This window comes from Vibrio sp. EJY3, assembly GCF_000241385.1.
Classification (GTDB): Bacteria; Pseudomonadota; Gammaproteobacteria; order Enterobacterales; family Vibrionaceae; genus Vibrio; species Vibrio natriegens.
On record NC_016613.1, the window covers coordinates 2,880,248 to 2,903,572 of the forward strand.

The 23,325-nt window shown below is 46.2% G+C and carries 18 protein-coding genes; 9 read left to right on the forward strand and 9 right to left on the reverse strand.

The features are described 5' to 3' along the window. Window positions 1–75: 75 nt before the first annotated feature. The 3 genes from VEJY3_RS12925 to hrpB all read right to left on the reverse strand — a co-directional run bounded on the left by VEJY3_RS12925 (window position 76) and on the right by hrpB (window position 7,365). Entirely contained in the window at window positions 76–2,394 is a 2,319-nt protein-coding gene (locus tag VEJY3_RS12925; protein ID WP_014232928.1) for a patatin-like phospholipase family protein, read from the reverse strand. A 137-nt stretch (window positions 2,395–2,531) separates the two neighbouring features. Continuing rightward, window positions 2,532–4,904, reverse strand: coding sequence for a penicillin-binding protein 1B (mrcB, locus tag VEJY3_RS12930; RefSeq protein ID WP_014232929.1), 2,373 nt, complete (start codon window positions 4,902–4,904; stop codon window positions 2,532–2,534). Beyond that, a complete protein-coding gene (hrpB, locus tag VEJY3_RS12935; protein ID WP_014232930.1) occupies window positions 4,897–7,365 on the reverse strand; it encodes an ATP-dependent helicase HrpB in 2,469 nt (822 codons plus the stop codon). The genes mrcB and hrpB overlap by 8 nt, the downstream gene beginning before the upstream one ends. A 67-nt stretch (window positions 7,366–7,432) precedes the next feature. Between hrpB and sfsA the strand changes: the two genes are divergently transcribed. From sfsA to panC, 7 genes are all read left to right on the forward strand, one after another. Then, window positions 7,433–8,161, forward strand: coding sequence for a DNA/RNA nuclease SfsA (gene sfsA / locus VEJY3_RS12940; RefSeq protein WP_014232931.1), 729 nt, complete (start codon window positions 7,433–7,435; stop codon window positions 8,159–8,161). Between the two features lie 124 nt (window positions 8,162–8,285). Further along, window positions 8,286–8,732 carry an RNA polymerase-binding protein DksA gene (gene dksA, locus VEJY3_RS12945; protein ID WP_014232932.1) on the forward strand — a complete coding sequence of 149 codons (447 nt, stop codon included), beginning with the start codon at window positions 8,286–8,288 and terminating at the stop codon, window positions 8,730–8,732. Window positions 8,733–8,808: 76 nt separating this feature from the next. After that, window positions 8,809–9,672 carry a tRNA glutamyl-Q(34) synthetase GluQRS gene (gene gluQRS / locus VEJY3_RS12950; protein WP_014232933.1) on the forward strand — a complete coding sequence of 288 codons (864 nt, stop codon included), beginning with the start codon at window positions 8,809–8,811 and terminating at the stop codon, window positions 9,670–9,672. Window positions 9,673–9,772: 100 nt separating this feature from the next. Continuing rightward, complete coding sequence (pcnB, locus tag VEJY3_RS12955) at window positions 9,773–11,137, forward strand: polynucleotide adenylyltransferase PcnB (protein WP_014232934.1); 1,365 nt, start codon at window positions 9,773–9,775, stop codon at window positions 11,135–11,137. Continuing rightward, window positions 11,134–11,619: a 2-amino-4-hydroxy-6-hydroxymethyldihydropteridine diphosphokinase gene (folK, locus tag VEJY3_RS12960; protein WP_014232935.1), complete on the forward strand. Its 486-nt coding sequence runs from the start codon at window positions 11,134–11,136 to the stop codon at window positions 11,617–11,619. The genes pcnB and folK overlap by 4 nt, the downstream gene beginning before the upstream one ends. 24 nt (window positions 11,620–11,643) lie before the next feature. After that, window positions 11,644–12,438 (forward strand): 3-methyl-2-oxobutanoate hydroxymethyltransferase, encoded by a 795-nt coding sequence (gene panB / locus VEJY3_RS12965; protein ID WP_014232936.1) that lies wholly within the window; start codon window positions 11,644–11,646, stop codon window positions 12,436–12,438. 11 nt (window positions 12,439–12,449) lie between these two features. Continuing rightward, entirely contained in the window at window positions 12,450–13,352 is a 903-nt protein-coding gene (gene panC / locus VEJY3_RS12970) for a pantoate--beta-alanine ligase (protein ID WP_014232937.1), read from the forward strand. A 68-nt stretch (window positions 13,353–13,420) separates the two neighbouring features. On the opposite strand, the gene VEJY3_RS12975 is transcribed toward panC, so the two are convergent. The 3 genes from VEJY3_RS12975 to VEJY3_RS12985 form a co-directional block, all read right to left on the reverse strand. Next, a complete protein-coding gene (locus VEJY3_RS12975; RefSeq protein WP_014232938.1) occupies window positions 13,421–14,191 on the reverse strand; it encodes an ABC transporter permease in 771 nt (256 codons plus the stop codon). A 9-nt stretch (window positions 14,192–14,200) separates the two neighbouring features. Beyond that, entirely contained in the window at window positions 14,201–15,112 is a 912-nt protein-coding gene (locus VEJY3_RS12980) for an ABC transporter ATP-binding protein (RefSeq protein ID WP_014232939.1), read from the reverse strand. A 307-nt stretch (window positions 15,113–15,419) separates the two neighbouring features. Beyond that, complete coding sequence (locus VEJY3_RS12985; protein WP_014232940.1) at window positions 15,420–17,090, reverse strand: SulP family inorganic anion transporter; 1,671 nt, start codon at window positions 17,088–17,090, stop codon at window positions 15,420–15,422. A 279-nt stretch (window positions 17,091–17,369) separates the two neighbouring features. On the opposite strand from VEJY3_RS12985, the gene can reads away from it, so the two are divergent. Next, a complete protein-coding gene (gene can, locus VEJY3_RS12990) occupies window positions 17,370–18,038 on the forward strand; it encodes a carbonate dehydratase (protein ID WP_014232941.1) in 669 nt (222 codons plus the stop codon). Between the two features lie 88 nt (window positions 18,039–18,126). Here the strand turns inward: can and hpt are convergent, their stop codons facing one another. After that, complete coding sequence (hpt, locus tag VEJY3_RS12995; protein ID WP_014232942.1) at window positions 18,127–18,657, reverse strand: hypoxanthine phosphoribosyltransferase; 531 nt, start codon at window positions 18,655–18,657, stop codon at window positions 18,127–18,129. 317 nt (window positions 18,658–18,974) lie between these two features. Between hpt and VEJY3_RS13000 the strand changes: the two genes are divergently transcribed. Then, window positions 18,975–19,589 (forward strand): LuxR/HapR/OpaR family quorum-sensing transcriptional regulator, encoded by a 615-nt coding sequence (locus VEJY3_RS13000; protein ID WP_014232943.1) that lies wholly within the window; start codon window positions 18,975–18,977, stop codon window positions 19,587–19,589. Window positions 19,590–19,713: 124 nt separating this feature from the next. On the opposite strand, the gene lpdA is transcribed toward VEJY3_RS13000, so the two are convergent. Continuing rightward, entirely contained in the window at window positions 19,714–21,141 is a 1,428-nt protein-coding gene (gene lpdA / locus VEJY3_RS13005; protein ID WP_014232944.1) for a dihydrolipoyl dehydrogenase, read from the reverse strand. A 266-nt stretch (window positions 21,142–21,407) separates the two neighbouring features. Further along, on the reverse strand, window positions 21,408–23,309 hold the full coding sequence (gene aceF, locus VEJY3_RS13010) for a pyruvate dehydrogenase complex dihydrolipoyllysine-residue acetyltransferase (RefSeq protein ID WP_014232945.1): 1,902 nt from the start codon (window positions 23,307–23,309) through the stop codon (window positions 21,408–21,410). Window positions 23,310–23,325: the final 16 nt, after the last annotated feature.

Here is a 23,325-nt window from a genome sequence, read left to right on the forward strand (position 1 = left end):
ACCAACATAGCAACTTACGACTAAAGTTCTGCTAATTTTGAACAAATATGCTTAGGTTATGCCTTCTTGTCCCGATTAATTAAACGAGGTTCCTACGATCAAATACACTGCCTCCAAGTTCTGCTCTGTACGACCGTAAGCCAACATTATAGGCCCGATTGGGGAATCGACGCCAAAGAATACTGAACCCGCATTATACAGCGGTGCTTCATCTAAATGGAGATCGTTGTCAGACCATACTCCACCATACTCCAATGAAGCGCCTATATATACCGGAGCTTCGAACAATCCGAAGTCATTATCGAACCATTTATAGCGGTAGACCAGACTGCTAAAGAATAAGTCCTGCCCAATCAGGCTATTTCTCGGAATGCCCGAAAGGTTTAAAAAGCCCCCTAACTCTCGCGGATCGAGTGGGATGGTGGAGTTTTTGCTCTCAACAAAGCTGTATTCAGCATGTCCGACTAAAGTATGACGCTGATGACTCACTGCACCTTTAAATCGGGCGGAAATTTCATACACCGTATCTTCGACCGAAGACTCGGATTCCAAGAAGTTATCACCTTCCGGACTTTTGTCATGAGAAACGAAATACTCCAAATCAACCAACAGGCCACGAGTAGGAAAAGCGAAGTCATCGAGCGTGTCTAAACGATAACTTGCAAATGCGCCAAGTCGGTCAAAATCCAGATTACCTGCCGATGCCAAAGTGGAAAGTTCAATACTGCCGGTTGAGTATCGTGCGCCCAATCGTAACTCTTGCCATAACGTGGGTTGAAGGCCAATAGAAAGCTCTGATGTAAAATCGCTGTACGACACAGGCAGGAAGTCGTCCACTGCGCCAATGTCCGGGTTTTGGAAGTCACTCAGCGGTAAGTTTCGGCTTTCATTACTGTAGGTTAGTCTTCCGGATACGAAAAGCTGCTGGCTGGACATAACTGGCGAGTACAGTTCAGCTTCAATCAGCTTATCCGTCCCCATTTCGACATTAAATGCCAGCTCTGCACCATGAGAATTTAGATTGGTGAAATTGGTTGATAAGCCGATGCCATACTGGCTGTCAGTATCAAAATCATCTTCGAGGAAAAATCGAAAGTTGAGGTAATTAGGGCCCCACGATTTTTCGTTAACGTTAAACACCAGTTGTGTGACGCCTTCGTCTTCCTCAAACTGATAAGTAATCAGCTCAAAGCGATCAAGCGCGTATAGGTTTTCAACCGCTTTTTCTATTTCTTGCGTGGGGATTTTTCGCCCTGTCTCCAAATGCAAACGGTTGGTCAACAGTACATCGCTGTAGTGCGTGTTATTGATGATCACGACCTCATCAACCACACGTTCATCACCATGGACTAAGGTTTTCCGCGCTTCTTGTTTATTGTCGATGTAACGTTGGTAATCCGCACTGGATAGACTCAAGCCTTCTAATTTCGGTGCCAACGTCTTAGTGATTTCATACCCCGACTGAAACGCCGAAGGCATTTTATCGAACTCAACGGTTTCCATTTGACCAACATTCGGACGAATGTAAATGTCTTGCTCTTGGAGTGCTTCGACTTGCTCTTGAGTACTGCGGCGCACAAGATAGTTGGAAAGTTGGTCAGCTACGGTAAACAGCCCGGTAAAGTCTTCTTTGGTTTTGTAGTCGGTACTGATATCTACGGCGATAACAACGTCCGCGCCCATTGCACGAGCCACATCAACCGGCATGTTATTTACTACGCCGCCATCGACCAGCATGTGACCATTTAACTGATAAGGTGGGAGCGCGCCTGGCACAGACATACTCGCCATCATCGCATCCACCAAGTAGCCATTACCAATGACGACTTCTTCAAGCTCTAAGATGTCCGTTGCGACAGAGCGATACGGAATGGCGAGTTCATCAAAGGAATCAAAACGCCCCAAATTACCCGTGCTTTCACGCAGAATGCGCAGCATGTTTTGCCCTAGCACGACACCAGTTGGCGCCCTAACCTCAGTCAATCTCAGGCCAAGGTCGGTGTAAATCTGATAACGGTCTTCATACTCTTTATCACGAACCCGGCGCTGGCTTCGGTCTACACGGTCTCGATAACCGCCGTTCCAATCCACGGTGTAAATAAAGCTCTCAATCTCATCGGCGCTCATACCAGTGGCATACAAGCCACCAACGTACGCGCCCATGCTCGTTCCGGTTATGATATCGACCGGAATGTGCATCTCTTCCAGAGCTTTCAACACGCCTATATGGGCGGCACCTTTTGCACCACCACCAGCGAGAACCACTGCGATTTTAGGGCGCGATGCGGAAGTCTCTTCCTGAGCCCGGCCAACCGAAGGCGCAGCGATCAAAAAGAAGCTTACCCAAAGCGCAAAATGGCGAGTTAACGGGCTACATGACAACTTTTTGAACATTCATTTTTCCTTTATCGAATCTCTGGTCACAGGAAGCGCATTGGCTGCATTGGTCAGCCAATGCTCCCAGATTATACGCACTAATATGTACTAAGAATTGACCAGTGAAACAAGTTTCCACTTGCAGTTTAGCGACACTACCAATTAAATAAATCATTAATCCAGTTGGATTTTTTCTCACACTGCTGCTTTACCTGACCTGTTTTATCCCAAACCGGAAGTTTATATTCGCTACGACAGTTCATTTCCAACCCACCTTCGGCTTTTTGTTTGAAGCCCAAAGTTGTTACTTCTCGTGGCCAAGGTAATGCTAAACGTTCAGGAATACGCTGAGACAAATATTCGGCATACACACGTAAAGCACCACTCGCGCCGGTTAGATTAGTTGGTTTGTTATCATCACGTCCCAGCCAGATAGTGGTAACTTCTCGACCGTCCACGCCCACAAACCAACTGTCGCGGGTATCATTACTAGTACCTGTTTTACCAGCCAATGCAGCCCAAGAAAATTGATTCTGCAAATAGCGCCCTGTTCCCTGAGCAACGCCTTGTTTCATCGCGTAAGTGGTGAGCCAGGCCGCCTGCTCATCAACCTCACGAGACGAGCGAGGAAGTGATTGGTATAGAACATTTCCTTCCATATCAATGACTGAGCGAAGTGCTGTTAACCTTGCTCGTTTGCCAGAGTTTGTCAGAGTCTGGTACATCTGAGCCACCTCAAGTGGCGTCAATGAAAACGCGCCAAGGAACATGGAAGGCACTGGGCGGATTTCATTTTTGCTTACGCCTAAGCGCTCTAACGTATTCGTCACTTCAGGAATACCTAGCTCCATACCCAAACGCACTGTTGGTACATTAAGCGACTTCGCTAACGCAAGGTACAGTGGCACATCGCCACGATATTTACGATCGTAATTACGCGGTGTCCAAACCGTGCCTTCACTGCCTTTGAGACTTAGTGGCGTGTCATGCAGCGTTGTTCCCAAATTGTATTTTTCCGGTTGCTCCAGTGCAGTCAGGTAAATCGCAGGCTTCACCAAAGAACCAATAGGACGGCTCGCATTCAGCGCTCGGTTAAATCCATCATAACCCGCTCGCTTACCGCCAACCATTGCGCGGATTTCTCCACTGTGGCGGTCAACTGCCACCGCTGCAGCTTCGAGATCTTTACCGCCTCGCTTTGCCAGCTCTGGGATCTTTTTCGCGATGGCTTTTTCCATTTTGCTTTGCGATACCGGATCAAGTGAGGTGAAGACTCTTAATCCTGTTTCCGCCTTAAAACGTTCACCGACTTTTTCTTTCAGCTCGATGTTCAATTGCTGGAAGTACGCAGGCTGACGGCTGGCAATACGAGGATTGCTTTGCGTATCAAGCGGACGACTGGCTGCCTGATCATACTCTTGTGCCGTCAGTAGATTTTGTTGCATCAACAGACGCAATACCAGGTCACGGCGATCTTTGGTTCGCTCTGGATAGCGAATAGGGTTGTAATAAGACGGCCCTTTGACCATACCGACTAACATGGCAAGTTGATCGACGCGTAGCTCACTGATCGGCTGGCCAAAGTAGTAACGCGAGGCCAAACCAAAGCCATGGATCGCTTCACCGCCACTTTGCCCTAAATACACTTCGTTTAAGTACGCTTCCAGAATACGATCTTTGCTGTAGCGATAATCCAGAATCAACGCGATGTAGGCTTCACGTAGCTTACGCCATAATGTCTTGTCGCGGGTAAGAAATAAGTTTTTCGCCAACTGCTGAGTCAGTGTACTGCCGCCCTGGACCGTGCGGCCTGCCTTGATATTCGCAACGAGCGCACGCCCGATGGCCAGCGGAGAAACACCGTCATGTTGATAAAAGTTTCGGTCTTCGGTAGCCAGTAGCGCATCAACCAAAATTTCCGGGAACTGGTCTCGACGTAAAAACAGTCGTTGCTCGTCCTGATCTTTCTCCAACATACCCAGCATTTTAGGTTCAAGACGCAGATAGCCAAGATCCCCTCTGGATTCCAAAGACTGAATGCGCTGTAAACCACCGTCAGAGAAATGCAGCATCACGTGACGATCTGGCTCCGGGCCATCAGCGAACTCAAATGGACGACGAATTAATTCAATGCGGGTAGAAGACGAAGAGTATTCGCCAGGATAACGAGGCGTGCTCACCTTTCGATAGTTGAGTACATCCAGTTCATTGCGCAGCTCTTTGATGGTGATATTCTCACCCGGGCTCAAATTCAGAATACGCGCGTAAACAACGGTTGGCAGTTCAAATAGCTGACCATCAAAGCGCTCTTTGACCACGCTATCTAAATAGATCCCGACGAATAACAATACCGCAGCCAGCGCAACACCCGCTTTCCAGCCGAACGACCACAACGTTTTCAACCACGAACGTTTGCCATTGTCCGGCTTTTTACCCGGGCTACGTTTGTTACGTGTTGCCGTACTTTTCGCTGCTGTTTTTTTCTTCGCAGGCGCTTTTTTTGTGCTTGGCTTTTTAGTGTTAGTCATTATTCAATTGTCTTTTTGTTTTCGTTGTCGCTACATGGCTGGCAGGATCATCTGGCCAAACGTGTTTTGGGTAGCGCCCTTTCATCTCTTTCTGTACGTCTTTATAACTGCCTTTCCAGAACGCAGCGAGGTCGGTGGTCACTTGCAATGGACGCTGCGCCGGAGAAAGTAACTCCAGCACTAAAGGTTTGCGCCCTAAAGCAACAGTCGGCGATGTGCTTTCGCCAAATACTTCCTGCATTCTGACTGATAACACAGGCTCATGACCGTATTGATATCGAATGCGTTTCTTTGTGCCTGTCGGTAGCTGATAGTGCTCAGGTAGCCACTCATCAATATTCTGATTTAAGGGCCAGCCTAAACGCGCATTCAAAGCTTCCGTCAAATTAACCTTATTCAGATCTTTTACTGACGATACGGACGCCATGTACGGCTCTAGCCACTCTTCCAGTGATTCAAGCAAACTCTCGTTATCAAAACTTGGCCAAGGTTGCTCTGGAAGCCAGTCTATTGCGCAGCGAATGCGCTCAAGCAAGCTTTCCGATGCCGGTGTCCAGTTTAGACTGCTCAATCCCTGACGGCGGACATAAGTGAGTAAAGCTTGTGTCATTTTTTCTTTGCCCGGACTTGGCAACGACTCACGCTCTATCACCAATTGACCGAGTTTTTGTTGCCGCTGCGCGATTAAACGTCCTCTTTTTTCGTCCCAATCCACCAGTTCTTCAGAGGAAAATAGCGACTTAAACGTAGTTTGCAGTAAGTTGACGTCCAATTCACACGCCAAATGAATTTGACTCGAATTGGAATGTGAACGCATAAGATCAACCGCAACTAAATACTCGCTGGCGCCTAAGGTATCGTCGGGGCGACATTCCGCACCGTGACCATTCGATAGCGTGAAGCGACCATATTGATTACTGCGTTGCTGAGCAATACGATCCGGAAACGCCAGGCTCAATACCAGAGGTAACGCACTCTCATCAACATCAGCAACAGAAAAGGCACCATCCAGCTTGTGAGACAAAGATTGCGCGCGTTTAAGCAACAACGACCTTTTCGGATGTGTTCCTGTTACCCAGCGATGCAAGCTATGGGCAATATTGGTGACGTTTCTTTCTGGCTCTTCTATAAGGGCGACCGCTGCAAGCGCAGTATTTAACATCTTCTCATTGTGCTGCGAAGATTTTATCAACATTGCAGCCGCGCGAGGTTCCACACCAAGCTCATGAGCCTGTCTGCCATCCGCCGTCAATTGACCTTGTTCAGTTAAAAGCCCAAGTGAAACTAACAGTTGCTTCGCCTGACTCAAAGCGGCTTGAGAGGGGATATTGAGCCATTTTAGGTCCTGAATATCACTCGCGCCCCAGAAAGCCAGCTCCATAACCAAACTCGCCAGATCAGAATGCAGAATTTCAGGCTGCGGTACCGTCGGTTGCTGTTTGAACTGACTTTCAGAATAGAGGCGAACACAAATCCCCTCTTCAATTCGACCAGCTCGCCCCAGCCTCTGTATCGCCGAAGACTGGGCAATACGAACCTGCTCCAGACGGGTGAGACCATTCTTGAGATCAAAACGTGCGATACGCTCTAAACCAGAATCAACAACAAGGCGAATCCCTTCAATAGTCAGGGACGTTTCCGCGATGTTTGTTGCCAGCACGACTTTACGTTTCCCTTTTACCGCCGGAGAGATCGCTTTTTGCTGCTCAGCAAAGCTGAGCTGGCCGTATAGTGGGCACACTTCAACTTCCGCTGGCAAATGCGATAAGCATTCTTCAACCTGTTTGATTGCAGCAACGCCAGGTAGAAAAGCCAGTAAAGAGCCGGACTCTTTATTGATCAAACTCTCAATCGTTTTGGCCATGACAACGGGAAGATGATCATTAACGGCGAGCGGTGCGTAGCGCGTTTCAACATCAAAACTGCGCCCTTCTGATTCAATAAAACTCGCTTCGGGTAGCAACGCTTGCAAAGCATCTTGATCGAGCGTTGCCGACATCACCACCAGCTTAAGATCATCGCGCAGCGCTTCCTGAACTTCTAAACTGAATGCCAACGCCGTATCCGCATGAATACTGCGCTCATGAAATTCATCGAAAATCAGTAGATCGACACCATCCAGTTCAGGGTCATTTTGGATCATGCGCGTCATGATCCCTTCCGTCACGATCTCCAATTGCGTTGCAGCGCTTACCTTTGTCTCACCGCGAACACGATACCCGACACTTTGCCCCACTTGCTCTCCTAATTGTTCAGACAAATAACGAGCAATATTGCGGGCTGCCAGTCGTCTTGGTTCCAGCATAATAATTTTGCCAGTCACCAATTTGTGCTTAATTAGTTGGAGAGGAAAGTAAGTCGACTTACCTGCACCTGGCGCAGCTTTAAGGATGACCTGATGTTGGTTTTTGACCGCGGCAAGTAACTGAGGCATCACGGCTTCAATCGGCAATTGTGACAAAGGAAATACCTTATGGTGTAATGATGGCAACATTGTACATAAAAACATTCCTGTCTAAATAAGCAAAATGCATTTCGAACCCGCTTTAGAGTCAGCGACTCTACTTAAACGCTATAAACGCTTCCTTGCCGATATTGAGCTTGATAACGGTGAAATTCGCACCATCCATTGTGCCAACACAGGCGCAATGACCGGCTGTGCCACACCTGGTAATAAAGTTTGGTACTCAACATCCGATAACCCCAAGCGTAAATACCCTAATAGCTGGGAGCTCAGTGAAACCGAACTCGGCCATCGTATTTGTATCAATACCGCGCGAGCCAACCAATTAGCGGTTGAGGCGATTGAAAATAACGTCATTTCAGAACTTTGCGGTTATGACACACTTCAAACTGAAGTGAAATATGGCAATGAAAATAGCCGAATTGATATCTTGCTCAGCGCAAGTGATAAACCAAAGTGTTATATAGAAGTGAAAAGCGTCACTCTTCTTGATGAAACTCACTCGGATGGGCAAGGATACTTCCCCGATGCAGTCACTACTCGAGGACAAAAGCACCTGAGAGAGCTCACAGAAATGGCACAAAATGGAAGTAGAGCCATACTTTTATTTACTGTTTTACATTCGGGTATTGAAAAAGTATCTGCGGCACACCATATAGACGCAAAATATTCACAATTACTCAAACAAGCACAAGACGCTGGAGTCGAAGTTCTCTGCTATAAAGCTGAACTAAGCAGTACTGACATATCGCTAATTTCCGCTGTTGATTTCATCAATTTAGAGAAAAAATGATGTTATCTTCACATTGACGATAAGATTGCAAATCAGTATTTGCCTGCACCGCCTCTTTTTGCTATAGATACCCGCCTTAAATAGACTGCGAAGCAGTTGACTAGGTGTAAGTAGGAGATGCTGTATGCCAGAATCAAAGAAAAAAACGATTGGCATCCTAGCCATTGCAGGCGTGGAGCCATATCAGGAAAAGCCTGGTGAAGAATACATGTCACCAGAGCAGGTTGAACACTTTACGAAAATCCTAACGGCTTGGCGTGATCAGCTAAGATCTGAAGTGGACCGTACTGTTCACCATATGCAGGATGAAGCAGCAAACTTCCCTGATCCAGTGGACCGCGCCTCTCAAGAGGAAGAGTTCAGCCTAGAACTGCGTAATCGTGATCGTGAGCGCCGTTTGATCAAGAAGATTGAAAAGACGTTAGACAAAATCGAAGAAGATGACTTCGGCTTTTGTGAGTCTTGTGGCGTAGAGATCGGCATTCGCCGTCTTGAAGCACGCCCAACTGCCGATCTTTGTATCGACTGTAAAACACTTGCAGAAATCAAAGAAAAGCAGATGCAAGGCTAATCACCACGCATTTTGATTATGGAAGGGAGCTCTGGCTCCCTTTTTGTTTTGGCTTATCTGTTCGAGATCCACACACATGACAAGCTATGTTGGCCGATTCGCCCCATCTCCTTCAGGGCCACTGCATTTTGGCTCACTGGTAGCCGCCCTTGGCAGTTATTTTCAGGCAAAAGCTAACCATGGATCATGGTTAGTTCGCATAGAAGACCTCGATCCTCCAAGGGAAATGCCCGGCGCAACACAAGCCATTCTGGAAGCACTGCAAGCTTACCAATTGCATTGGGATGGCGAGGTGGTTTACCAGAGTCAGCGTCATCATCTCTACCAGGCTCAAATAGATACTTGGCTAGAAAATGGTGACGCGTATTATTGCCAGTGTACACGCAAGCAAATTAAGCAGCATGGTGGATTTTATCCGGGCACTTGCCGAGATAAAAACTTGAAAGAAGGCGCAATACGCCTAAAAATGACCAAACCTATCGCCAGTTTTTTCGACCTGAAACATGGAACTATTCAGATTCCAGAACAACTGGTTAATGAAGATTTCATTATTAAACGTCGAGATGGCTTATTTGCTTATAATCTTGCGGTAGTATTGGATGATATCGACCAAGGGGTCACTGAAGTTGTTCGTGGCGCAGATTTAATCGAACCGACTGGGCGCCAAATCAGCTTGTACCAAATTCTGGGACAATCTGAAGTCAGTTACTTGCACTTACCATTGGCGATAGATGACAACGGCAATAAACTGTCGAAACAAAATCACGCGACGGCTATTGATATTGACAATCCGAAGCCAGCACTACTAAAAGCGATGACGTTTTTAGGCTTTGATATACCAGAAGAAATACGCGCCTCAGATATTACGAATATCCTTCGCTGGGGCAGCGAAAACTGGCAGTTAGAACAGCTACCAACAGAGATCGAAATCACAGCATGATTCTCAAATGGCGCTGTGTAGTGCTATCATTAGCCGCAAATCTGCCCGAGGGCACCAAAACTAACCAAAGCAAAATTGGATTAAACCCAGTTATTGCCAGATGCACATGAATACAAACGACTATACACCAAGCGAACCTGCCACAATCCCAGAGCTCGCTCTCAATGTAATAACTCGTGAAGAGCACAACATTTCGCGTAAGCAGATCAGTGACAATGCACTGAAGGTACTGTACCGCCTCAATGGTGCTGGTTTCGATGCTTTTCTTGTGGGTGGCGGGGTTCGAGATTTACTGCTTGGACAGAGACCAAAAGACTTTGATATTGCGACCAATGCAACACCAGAGCAAATAAAACAGCTATTCAGAAACTGCCGCTTGATTGGGCGTCGTTTCCGCTTGGCTCACATCATGTTTGGCCGAGACATCATTGAAGTCGCGACCTTCCGTGGTCACCATCAAGAACAGAAAAACAAAAGTATTTCTCAGCAATCAAAAGAAGGCATGCTGTTACGCGACAACGTGTACGGCACCATCGATGAAGATGCTGAACGTCGCGATTTCACGATCAACTCGATGTACTACAACATCGCGGATTACTCGATTCACGATTATGCTCGTGGTATCGAGGACTTAGAAGATCGTCTGATTCGTCTGATCGGTGATCCAGAAACTCGCTACCGTGAAGATCCGGTACGCATGCTGCGTGCGATTCGTTTCGCCGTTAAGCTCGACTTTGATATTGAAGAAGACACCGCAGCGCCAATCGAAGAAATGTCGACGCTATTGCGTGATATCCCATCTGCACGTCTTTTCGAAGAATCTTTAAAGCTGTTACAGTCTGGTCAAGGTTTAGAAACCTACCACCTGCTGCGCGAATACAACTTATTCCAACAGCTTTTCCCGACGATTTCTGAGCACTTCACTGAAGATTACTCATCTCATACCGAACAGATGCTGGATCTGGTCCTCGATTCCACTGACATGCGAATCGAAGAAGGTAAACGCATCAACCCAGCATTTATGTTCGCAGCGATGCTGTGGTATCCACTGTGTGCCGTAGCCGAGAAACTGATGGAAGAGCGCCATCTTGGTTATTACGATGCCATCATGGAAGCCAGTAACATCATTCTTGATGAGCAGGTTCGCACAATTGCGATCCCACGACGTCACACTGCGACTATTCGCGAGATTTGGCAACTGCAATTACGCCTGCCACGACGCAATGGTAAGCGTGCCTCACGCCTTATGGAATTAAACAAGTTCCGCGCGGGTTACGACTTTCTTGAAATGCGTGGCGAAATTGAAGGCGGAGAGACAGAGAAGCTTGCCAAGTGGTGGGAAACTTTCCAAAATGCAGGCCGAGAAATGCGCCAGGCAATGGCTGGTGATCTCGACGACCAAGCGCCGAAAGGCCAGCGTCGCCGTAAAACCTATCGCAAGAAAAAGAGTAAGCCGAAGTCATGATCACAGCGTACATTGCGGTAGGCAGCAACTTGGCTGATCCTGTCAGCCAAGCTAAACAAGCGATCGAAGCGCTAAAAACACTGCCTGAATCAAAATTTGTGAAAGCTTCACAGCTTTACAGCAGCACGCCTATGGGGCCACAAAATCAGCCGGATTACATTAATGCGGTCGTGGCGATTCAAACCAATTTGACGCCTTTGCAACTGCTTGATTGCACCCAAGCGATCGAGCAAGAGCAAGGGCGTGTCCGTAAAGATGAACGTTGGGGGCCAAGAACATTGGATCTCGACATTGTACTTTATGGCAATGAGGTGATTAATTCCGAAAGACTGACCATTCCTCACTACGGAATGAAAGAGCGCGAGTTCGTGCTCTACCCTCTTGCGGAAATTGCACCAAGTTTACAACTCCCTGATGGGACCGAGGTCTCTTCACTACTGAATCAAGTAGATAGAAACGGCCTCAATATTTGGCAGTCATAGCCAACTCCTAGTAAGGATAAAACAATGAAAAAAATGACCATTAACGACCTTATTAAGTGCAAACAAGAAGGTCGTAAATTTGCTACTTCAACAGCTTACGATGCAAGTTTTGCCCAACTTTTTGAAAGCCAGGAAATGCCAGTTCTACTAGTGGGTGACTCACTAGGCATGGTGCTTCAAGGCGAAAACGATACGCTACCAGTCACCGTAGAAGATATCGTATACCACACTCGCTGCGTTCGTGCTGGTAGCCCAAACTGTTTGCTGATGTCTGATATGCCATTCATGAGCTACGCAACGCCAGAGCAAGCCTGCGAAAATGCAGCAAAAATCATGCGTGCTGGCGCAAACATGGTGAAGATCGAAGGCGGTGATTGGTTAGTTGATACCGTTAAAATGCTTACTGAACGTGCGGTTCCTGTCTGTGCTCACCTAGGTCTGACGCCTCAGTCTGTAAACATCTTTGGTGGCTATAAAGTACAAGGTCGCGAGCAGGAAAACGCCGATCGCATGGTCAAAGACGCACTGGCGCTTCAAGAAGCGGGTGCTCAAATTATCCTACTAGAATGTGTTCCTGCAGCTTTAGCAGAACGCATCACTCAGTTGCTTGACGTACCAGTCATCGGTATCGGTGCAGGTAGTGCGACTGACGGTCAAATTCTTGTCATGCATGATATGTTTGGTATTTCTGCCAACTACATGCCTAAATTCTCCAAAAACTTTCTTGCAGAAACAGGTGATATGCGCAAAGCCGTTGCAAAATACATGGAAGATGTTGCAAACGGTGTATTCCCAGACGATGCACATACCATTGCTTAGAGGATAAGTGAATGCAAACTTTTGCGGAAATTTCAGCGGTTCGTGAACAGGTAAAAACCTATAAGCGTGAAGGACGTAAAATCGCGTTTGTCCCAACCATGGGCAATCTTCATGACGGTCATTTAACACTTGTTCGTAAAGCTCGCGAATACGCTGATGTGGTTGTCGTAAGCATCTTTGTTAACCCGATGCAGTTTGAACGTGCCGACGATTTAAGTAACTACCCGCGAACATTGGATGAAGACCTCAGCAAGCTCTCCGCTGAAGGGGTTGAGCTAGTGTTCACTCCAACACCGGAGATCATCTACCCAGAAGGGTTAGATAAGCAGACTTTTGTCGATGTACCTGGTCTTTCGACTACTTTAGAAGGTGCCTCTCGTCCGGGTCACTTCCGCGGCGTGACGACTATCGTCAATAAGTTATTTAATATTGTCCAACCAGATCTGGCTTGTTTTGGCGAAAAAGACTTCCAGCAACTTGCTGTTATTCGCAAGATGGTTGATGACCTGGCAATGGATATTGAAATCGTAGGCGTACCGACCGTTCGTGAAATGGACGGGCTTGCGATGAGCTCTCGCAATGGTCTACTTACGCTTGATCAACGTCAGCGTGCACCAGTGCTTGCACGTACTATGCGTTGGATTAGCAGTGCAATGCGTGGCGGGCGTGATGACTATGCTTCAATCATTGAAGATGCAAGTGATCAGCTCAGAGCGGCAGGGTTACATCCGGATGAAATATTTATCCGTGATGCTCGCACCTTAGATGTGATCACGGCAGACACAGCAAAAGCCGTTATTCTGATGTCAGCATTTTTAGGTAATGTTCGTCTGATCGACAATCAAACCGTCGATATGGTTATTGAAGCTAAAGATAATTCAGAATCAAGCGATGGCAAGTCAAATGATGCCTAGCAAGCAAAAGTAAAAACAAAAGGTCGACTTCGAGTCGACCTTTTTTGTTGTCACTTCATTGGTAAAGTCTAGGTGCGTAAGCCTTTACCTTTGGTTACTAAGTAATGCGCCACTGCATACAGCAATACAACAAAAACCCCTAGTACACTAAACGATGTCACGATGCCCACATCCGATACGCCTAAAAATCCATAACGGAAAGCGTTGACCATATATACGATCGGATTGATTTTTGACACGCCCTGCCAAAACTCTGGTAACAGACTGATCGAATAGAAAACCCCACCTAAGTAGGTTAATGGCGTCAGGACAAACGTAGGGACAATAGAAATATCATCAAACGTCTTAGCAAACACAGCGTTGATTAATCCACCTAACGCAAAAACAACCGAAGTCATAAATACGGTCAGGAATATAATTCCCCAATGATCCACATTCAAATCAACAAAGAATAGCGAGACGAAAGTGACAAAGGTGCCAACCAACAAGCCTCGGGTAACTCCCCCCATGACATAACCCGCGATAATGACATAGTTAGGCACCGGAGCCACAAGCAATTCTTCAATATTTTTCTGCATTTTTGCACTGAAAAATGACGAAGCGACGTTTGAGTATGAGTTGGTAATGACCGACATCATGATTAAGCCAGGAACAATGTATTCCATATAGCTAAATCCGTTCATCTGACCAATACGCGAACCAATAAGATTACCAAAGATGATGAAATATAAGCACATGGTAATCACAGGCGGAACTAAGGTTTGTACCCAAATACGCGTAAAGCGATTGATCTCTTTACCCAGCAAACTGACAAAAGCTGTCCAATAAATATGATACATACCGTTTCCTTAACTCTGCTCGCGAACAATACGGACAAACAACTCTTCCAAGCGGTTAGCCTTATTACGCATCGACAGTACTCTTACGCCTTGCTCAGTTAACTGAGTAAACACATGGTTCAAGCCTTCCGACTTCTCAAGCTCAATTTCTAGAGAGCCTTCTCTTAATGTTTGAGAAATGACGCCATCAAGAGGCTGAAGACAGCTTTCATTCTCAACGTCCAGGACAAACGTCTCGACTTGCAGTTTAGACAACAAGCCTTTCATAGTGGTGTTCTCAATCAGCTCTCCACGATTAATAATACCGATGTTGCGACAAAGCATTTCCGCTTCTTCAAGATAGTGAGTGGTAAGAATAATCGTGATACCTTGAGCGTTAATCTTTTTAAGGAATTCCCACATTGAACGGCGCAATTCAATATCCACGCCAGCGGTTGGCTCATCCAGAATCAGTAATTTTGGTTCATGCATTAGCGCTCGGGCTATCATGAGTCGACGCTTCATACCACCTGATAGATTTCGAGCAGCCTCTGATCGTTTGTCCCAAAGGTCAAGTTGAGTCAGGTACTTCTGTGCACGCTCTTTTGCAACCGCTTTTGGTACGCCGTAATACCCTGCTTGTTGAATAACGATTTGCTCAACCGATTCAAATTGGTTGAAGTTGAACTCCTGAGGAACCAGACCTAAATTTTGTTTCGCTAATTCAAGGTCAGTATCGATGTCATAACCAAAAACTTTGGTGGTTCCAGAAGTTTTGTTGACAAGCGAAGCGATAATACCGATTGTGGTTGATTTCCCTGCCCCGTTTGGGCCGAGAAGCGCGTAAAAGTCACCTTGTTTAACTTGTAGACTGATGCCTTTTAACGCCTCAAAGCCGCCTGCGTACGTTTTACGTAGCTGTTCGATTTCTAATGCGTACATAGCGTAGTTGATTGCCGTCTGTTGTAATTCGTGATTGCTGATACCAAGTGAGAGTATTTGAACGATTAAGAGCCGATGCCCCAGAAACATCTTTTGGTATTGCAGTGAAGGATTTTTAGTTTATCGTTGAATAACGATGATTACAATTAAACCTTTCGATAAACTTGGACGTTTTATCCACAGTAAATCTATGGTTTTCTGAGCCTTGGAGAGTCGATAACAGAGGGAAAAGTGTGTCTGGAACAGGCAGTGAGATAACGAGCTCTGCCAAAAGGCTTGGCAGAGCTGAAAATAGAAACTGGGTGAATTACGCAGTAATGCGTTGGTATTGTGCTTCCTCAACATGGGCAACTGCGGCGTTCAAAGCTTCATAGCGGAATCGATAAATGTTGGCAGCCGGAACCAGATCGATCACGTGGAACTTTTCTAGTTGTTCACGCGTACGTTGATTTGGGCACAACAGATACACTTCACAATTCGCATCCAGCGCATCTTTTATCGCGTTTTCCAGTGCTAACCCCACGGTCACATCAATCATTGGTACATCTGTGAGATCCAGGATCATCACTTCATAATCGGCAATACTTGAGTGCTGACGAGAAATCGCTTTTGATACGCTAAAGATCATTGGCCCAGAAAGGTAGAAGAACAGAACCGTGCCGTTGGCTCGATCCAATAGCCCTCTTTCACTGTCTGTTAGAGGCACATCATCTTCATCAGCATCACTAATGGCTTTAACTTGGCGCGCCTGCTCACGGCTCAGGCGTTCGATAATAATGATGTTGGAGATAAACACCCCAAGCCCAACGGCAACAATCAAATCGACGAATACGGTCAGTAGCATCACCCCGTACATCACCGCCATACCCGAAAAACTGACCTTGTGAGCACGTTGAATAAAGCTCCAGTCGAGAATATTAAATCCGACATACACCGCAATACCAGCCAGTACCGCCATTGGAATTGGCTCGGTCAGCCCGCCCGCAACCAATACAACTAATGCCAGCATCAGCGCACGTACCACACCAGATAACGGTGAGCGCGCACCAACCTGAATGTTGGTCACGGTTCCCATCGTCGCCCCCGCACCCGGTAGCGCACCAAACAATCCGGAAATCATATTTGCTAAGCCCTGACCACGCAGTTCTTTATCAGAATCATGTTCTTTACGCGTAAGCGAGTCACCGATAACCGCCGTCAGTAGTGTATCGATGCAGCCAAGGGTACCCAGGACCAGCGCATCGATAACCATCTCAACAAACATGTCTGGATTAATGTGTGGTGCCACCAACGAAGGCAGACCTGCCGGGATTTCACCAATCCGGCGAATGTCATCCGTATCAAACAGCATCACCGACAATAATGTTACAGCAACCAGTGCCACCAGCTGAGCAGGGACATACTTGCGATATTGTTTCGGGAAGAAAAACAGAATACCCAGCGTCAGCAAGCCTAAAAACAGCTCACTAAACTTCAGGTTAGAAATAGTCTCTGGTAATGCGGATAGTGTCCCTAGCACCCCACCTGAAGGCGCCGCATGTCCCAGCAGAGGAGATAATTGCAGGATAATCAGTATGACACCAATGCCTGACATAAAGCCGGAAATCACACTATAAGGCATTAAGGTAACGTATTTACCCAGCTTAAGTGTCCCTAGCAAAATCTGAAATGCACCTGCCATCATGACGACAGTAAACGTCATCGCCATGCCTGTTTCCGGATATTTCACCATCATGCTCGTCAATACAGCGGTCATAATGACGGTCATCGGCCCGGTCGGTTCTGATATCAGCGTATTAGAACCACCAAACAGAGAAGCAAACAAACCCACCATGATCGCACCCCATAAGCCAGCTTCTGCGCCAGCTCCTGAAGCGACACCAAATGCTAAAGCCAAAGGTAGCGAGATAATTGCCGTAGTGACACCACCAAAGATGTCCCCTTTGAAATTGATATCCTCAAATCGATTCCCGAACAACACTTAATTCCCTTGCATTAATATCAAACCAAACTCATCACTGTAACCAGTGACATTCTCCCTTAAACCATAACTATTTCATGGGCTTTGAAGGGAGATAAATAAACGAGCTCAATTGTACGAATTTATTGGTAAGAACACGTCAGATGAGTCCTGTCTGACGAATATTTAACGGGATCGAAATTGTAACATTGTGTATAGTTGAAATTCTGATCGCTTGCTATATTTGAACAGCAGAGCTATCAGTGCTTTTGTCATTTAAGGGAAGTTATTTGCAAGATGCCGGAAATTAAACAATTATTTGAGAATAATTCAAAATGGTCAGAAGAGATTAAGTCTGATCGCCCTGAATATTTCGCTAAGCTCGCAGAGGGCCAGAAACCCGATTTTCTTTGGATTGGTTGTTCAGACAGCCGCGTACCAGCAGAACGATTAACCGGCCTTTACTCAGGAGAGTTATTTGTTCACCGTAATGTTGCAAACCAAGTCATCCACACAGACCTAAACTGCCTTTCTGTTGTTCAATATGCCGTTGACGTTCTCAAAGTAAAACACATTATCGTATGTGGTCACTACGGTTGTGGCGGTGTTAACGCTGCAATTGATAATCCGCAACTCGGTTTGATCAATAACTGGTTATTGCACATTCGTGATATTTACTTCAAACATCGCACCTATCTGGATCAAATGCCTCTGGAAGATCGTGCCGATAAACTAGGTGAACTTAACGTTGCCGAACAAGTTTATAACTTGGGTAATTCAACCATCATGCAAAATGCATGGGAGCGTGGACAAGACGTTGAGATTCACGGCTTTGTTTATGGTATTGAAGACGGCCGTTTAGAGTATCTGGGTATTCGCTCTAACTCTAAAGAAACCGTTGAAGAGTCGTACAAAACAGCCTTGTCGACGATTTTAAACTCCGAGAACAAGCTGCTGTGTCGTTAATACGACAAGTTGATTAAACAAAAAACGCCCATTTCGAAATGGGCGTTTTTTCTATCTGATTTTTTATAATCCGATAATGGACCTGTGCTTATTCTTGAGGCACAACTTTACCGATAAATGGTAAGTGACGGTATTTCTGAGCGTAATCAATACCTACACCAACCACAAACTCATCCGGAATTTCAAAGCCAATCCAGTCAACTGGCACGTTCACTTCACGGCGAGATGGTTTATCCAACAAGGTACAGATTGCGATAGATTTTGGCTCACGCAGCGACAGGATCTCACGAATCTTGTTCAGCGTATTACCGGTATCGATAATGTCTTCAACAAGCAACACATCTTTGCCTTTGATATCGTCATCCAGATCTTTCAGGATACGAACATCACGTGAGCTCTCCATCGTATTGCCGTAGCTTGAAGCCGTCATGAAATCGACTTGATGAGTCAGGTCAATGGCACGGGCTAAGTCGGCCATAAAAACAAATGAACCACGCAATAAGCCAACCAAAACCAGATCTTCGCTACCTTGGTAACGCTCAGTAATTTGCTTGCCTATTTCACGAACTCGATCCTGAACGACTTCCTCAGAAATCATGACTTCTACTGTATGTTTCATACTCTGCTCAATTTATTTGGTGGGTTAAGGTCAATCGCGCGCAAACGATCACCTAATCTTACGGCGCGTAGTGTATCACCACGTTCATTGTGTTGAAAGCCACAAGCCTTTTCCGATTTTCTTGAGAGCGTAACCGTATTTTCGCCAGATTATGACGAAAAGCATCAACAATCAGGACATTACTGTCTACAAATTACACAACAAATGTTGACCTTGAGTATATGCACCATTACACTCATCACTTGCTTTAAGCAATTATTAAAATAATCAATTAGGGGGATTTCCCCCCATTCAACGAAAATGGCAAGGTAAATATAATGGACTCAATTGCAAAGAGAGCCCGTACTAGGCTTTCCCCTATTAAGCGTAAACAACAATTGATGGAAATCGCGTTGGAAGTATTTGCGCGTCGCGGTATTGGCCGTGGTGGTCATGCGGATATCGCTGAAATCGCGCAGGTTTCTGTTGCTACCGTTTTTAACTACTTCCCAACTCGCGAAGATCTCGTTGATGAAGTGCTGAACCACGTTGTACGTCAGTTCTCGAACTTCCTTTCAGATAACATCGATTTAGACCTACACGCTCGTGACAATATTGCGAATATCACCAGCGCAATGATTGAGCTAGTCAATCAAGATTGCCACTGGCTGAAAGTATGGTTTGAGTGGAGCGCATCGACACGCGACGAAGTTTGGCCACTATTCGTGTCAACCAACCGCACCAACCAGATGTTGGTACAGAACATGTTTATCAAAGCAATTGAGCGTGGTGAAATCTGTAACACGCATCAACCAGAACATTTGACTAACTTGTTCCACGGCATTTGCTACTCACTGTTTGTACAAGCAAACCGTTTTAAGGGTGAAGATGAGCTGAAAAACCTCGTAAGTTCATACCTTGATATGCTTTGTATTTACGATCGCAATCAGTAAGGTCTACACCAAAACTCATAAAGCCTGGCTTCTGCCAGGCTTTTTTGTATTTGAAACTTAGCTTTTAAAAACAAAAAAACCGCTGAATGTTCAGCGGCTTTTATTATTTAATCAGTAAAGAAACTTACTTCTTCTTAACTGCTTTTTTGTTTGGAAGGTCAGTGATAGAACCTTCAAATACTTCAGCAGCTAGACCAACAGACTCGTGTAGAGTTGGGTGAGCGTGGATAGTCAGAGCGATATCTTCTGCATCACAACCCATCTCGATCGCAAGACCGATTTCGCCAAGTAGTTCACCACCGTTAGTACCAACGATAGCACCACCGATTACGCGGTGAGTTTCTTTGTCGAAGATTAGCTTAGTCATACCGTCTGAACAGTCAGATGCGATTGCACGACCTGATGCAGCCCATGGGAATGTTGCCACTTCGTACTTGATACCTTCGTCTTTCGCTTCTTTCTCAGTCTTACCAACCCAAGCCACTTCTGGCTCAGTGTACGCGATTGAAGGGATAACTTTAGGGTCAAAGTAGTGCTTCTTACCAGAGATAACTTCAGCAGCTACGTGACCTTCATGCACACCTTTGTGAGCAAGCATTGGTTGACCAACGATATCACCGATCGCGAAGATGTGAGGAACGTTAGTACGCATTTGCTTATCAACGTTGATGAAGCCGCGCTCGTCGATTTCTAGACCTGCTTTTTCACCGTCGATCAGTTTGCCGTTTGGTACACGACCGATAGCAACAAGAACCGCATCATAGCGCTCTGCTTCAGCAGGTGCTTTCTTGCCTTCCATTGAAACGTAGATACCGTCTTCTTTCGCTTCAACTGCTGTTACTTTCGTTTCTAGCATTAGCTTGAACTTGTCTTTGATACGCTTGGTGTAAACCTTAACGATATCTTTGTCTGCTGCAGGGATTACCTGATCAAACATCTCAACAACTTCAACTTTAGAACCTAGAGAGTGGTAAACCGTACCCATTTCCAGACCGATGATACCACCACCCATGATAAGTAGTTTTTCTGGCACTTCTTTTAGTTCAAGAGCGTCAGTAGAATCCCAAATACGTGGGTCTTCATGCGGGATAAATGGCAGTTTGATTGGACGAGAACCAGCAGCAACGATTGCGTTGTCGAAGTTAACAACAGTTGACTCGCCTTCACCTTCTACAAGGATAGAGTTAGGACCAGTAAACTTACCGTAACCGTTAACAACAGTTACGTTACGCATCTTAGCCATGCCACCTAAGCCGCCAGTAAGTTGGTTAACAACTTTTTCTTTCCAGATGCGGATTTTGTTGATGTCAGTTTGCGGTTCGCCAAATACAACGCCGTGATCAGCCATTGCTTTTGCTTCTTCAATGACTTTAGAAACGTGAAGAAGTGCTTTAGATGGGATACAACCCACGTTCAGACACACACCGCCAAGAGTGCTGTAACGTTCAACTAGTACAGTTTCAAGACCTAAATCCGCACAACGGAATGCTGCAGAGTAACCAGCAGGACCAGAACCAAGTACAACAACTTGGGCTTTAATTTCTTTGCTCATTTTGACCTCTTGTAGTCATTATCCCTAACAGGCTGAGTGATTTTTGATTCTTTTTGTTTAAGTAAGATTTTTTAAACAGTGACTTTCAGACCGCTAACAGTTTACAGAGATGTTAATGGCGTGAAAAGTAAATCAATTTAGCCTGTGAGCTAGACAACAATTCGATTGTGAAAACCCCATAGTGAATAAGGGCGATAACCAAATTGTTCAGTAATTATTATTAGCAGAGGCGGCTAAATTGCCGCCTCTCATACATCTAACTTCTATTAAAGAACTAGACGACGAATGTCAGATAGACATGAGTTTAGGTAAGTGATGAAACGCGCACCTTCCGCACCATCGATCACACGGTGGTCGTATGATAGAGACAGTGGAAGTTGTAGACGCGGTTCGAACTCTTTACCGTTCCATACCGGTTTCATCTCTGACTTAGATACACCTAGGATACCCACTTCTGGCGCGTTCACGATTGGAGTAAACGCAGTACCGCCGATGCCGCCAAGGCTAGAGATAGTGAAACAGCCACCTTGCATGTCAGCCGCAGTTAGCTTACCAGCACGAGCTTTCTTAGAAACAGCCATTAGCTCTTCAGATAGCTCGTAGATGCCTTTCTTGTTCACGTCTTTAAATACAGGGACAACCAGACCGTTTGGCGTATCTACCGCGATACCAACGTTCACGTATTTCTTCAGGATTAGGCTCTCACCGTCTTCTGATAGAGAAGAGTTGAACGCAGGGAACGCTTCAAGTGCTTTAGCAACTGCTTTCATGATGAACACTAGTGGAGTGATCTTCATGCCAGTGTCTTTCTTCGCTTCAATCGCGTTTTGCTCTTTACGGAATGCTTCAAGAGCCGTGATGTCTGCGTTATCCCACTGTGTAACGTGCGGGATCATTACCCAGTTACGGTGTAGGTTAGCACCAGAGATCTTCTTAATGCGAGATAGAGGCTGAACTTCTGTCTCACCGAACTTGCTGAAGTCCACTTTTGGCCATGGTAGTAGACCAAGAGCTGCACCGTCGCCTTTGCCAGATGCTGCAGCACCAGACTCAAGACGCTTAAGCGCTTCTTTCACGTAGTTCTGAACGTCTTCTTTCAGGATACGGCTCTTACGACCAGAACCTTTAACCTTAGAAAGGTTTACGCCGAACTCACGAGCTAGACGACGAACAACTGGAGACGCGTGAGCGTACTCGTCGTTCTCTTTGAAATCGCCTGTCGCTGCTGGAGCTGCCGCCGCTGGAGCTTCTGCTTTAGGAGCCGCTGCTGCAGGTGCTGCCGCTTGAGCTGGAGCCGCTGCAGGAGCTGGAGCTGCGCCCGCCACTTCGAATACCATGATTAGTGAGCCAGTAGACACTTTGTCGCCAGCTGCAATCTTGATTTCTTTAACAGTACCAGCGAATGGTGCAGGAACTTCCATAGAAGCTTTGTCGCCTTCTACAGTGATTAGAGATTGCTCTTCTTCCACTGTATCGCCAACTGCAACCATGATTTCAGTAACTTCTACTTCGTCGCCACCGATATCTGGAACGTTAACTTCTTTTGCCGCAGATGCTGCTGGAGCTGCTGCTGGAGCTGCTGCCGCTGGTGCTTCTACTGCCGCAGGAGCTGCTGCTGGAGCACCTGAACCTGCTACTTCGAATACCATGATTAGAGAGCCAGTCGATACTTTATCGCCTGCTGCTACTTTGATCTCTTTAAGCGTACCTGCAAATGGTGCAGGAACTTCCATAGAAGCTTTGTCGCCTTCTACAGTGATCAAAGATTGCTCTTCTTCGATGCTGTCGCCGATTGCTACCATGATTTCAGTAACTTCAACTTCGTCACCACCGATATCTGGTACGTGAACTTCTTTCAGTTCTGCCGCTGCTGCTGGAGCTGGAGCTGCTGCTGGAGCTGCTTCCGCCGCAGGAGCAGGTGCAGCTTCAGCTGCACCCTCGGCTTCGAAAATCATGATTAGAGAACCAGTAGAAACCTTGTCGCCTTCTGCAACTTTGATTTCTTTAACGATACCCGCTTGAGAAGCAGGAACTTCCATAGAAGCTTTATCGCCTTCAACAGTGATCAGAGACTGCTCTTCTTCAACCTTGTCGCCAACGCTTACAAGAATCTCAGTAACTTCAACCTCATCCGCACCGATGTCTGGTACATTAATTTCGATTGCCATTTCTTATCTACCTTCT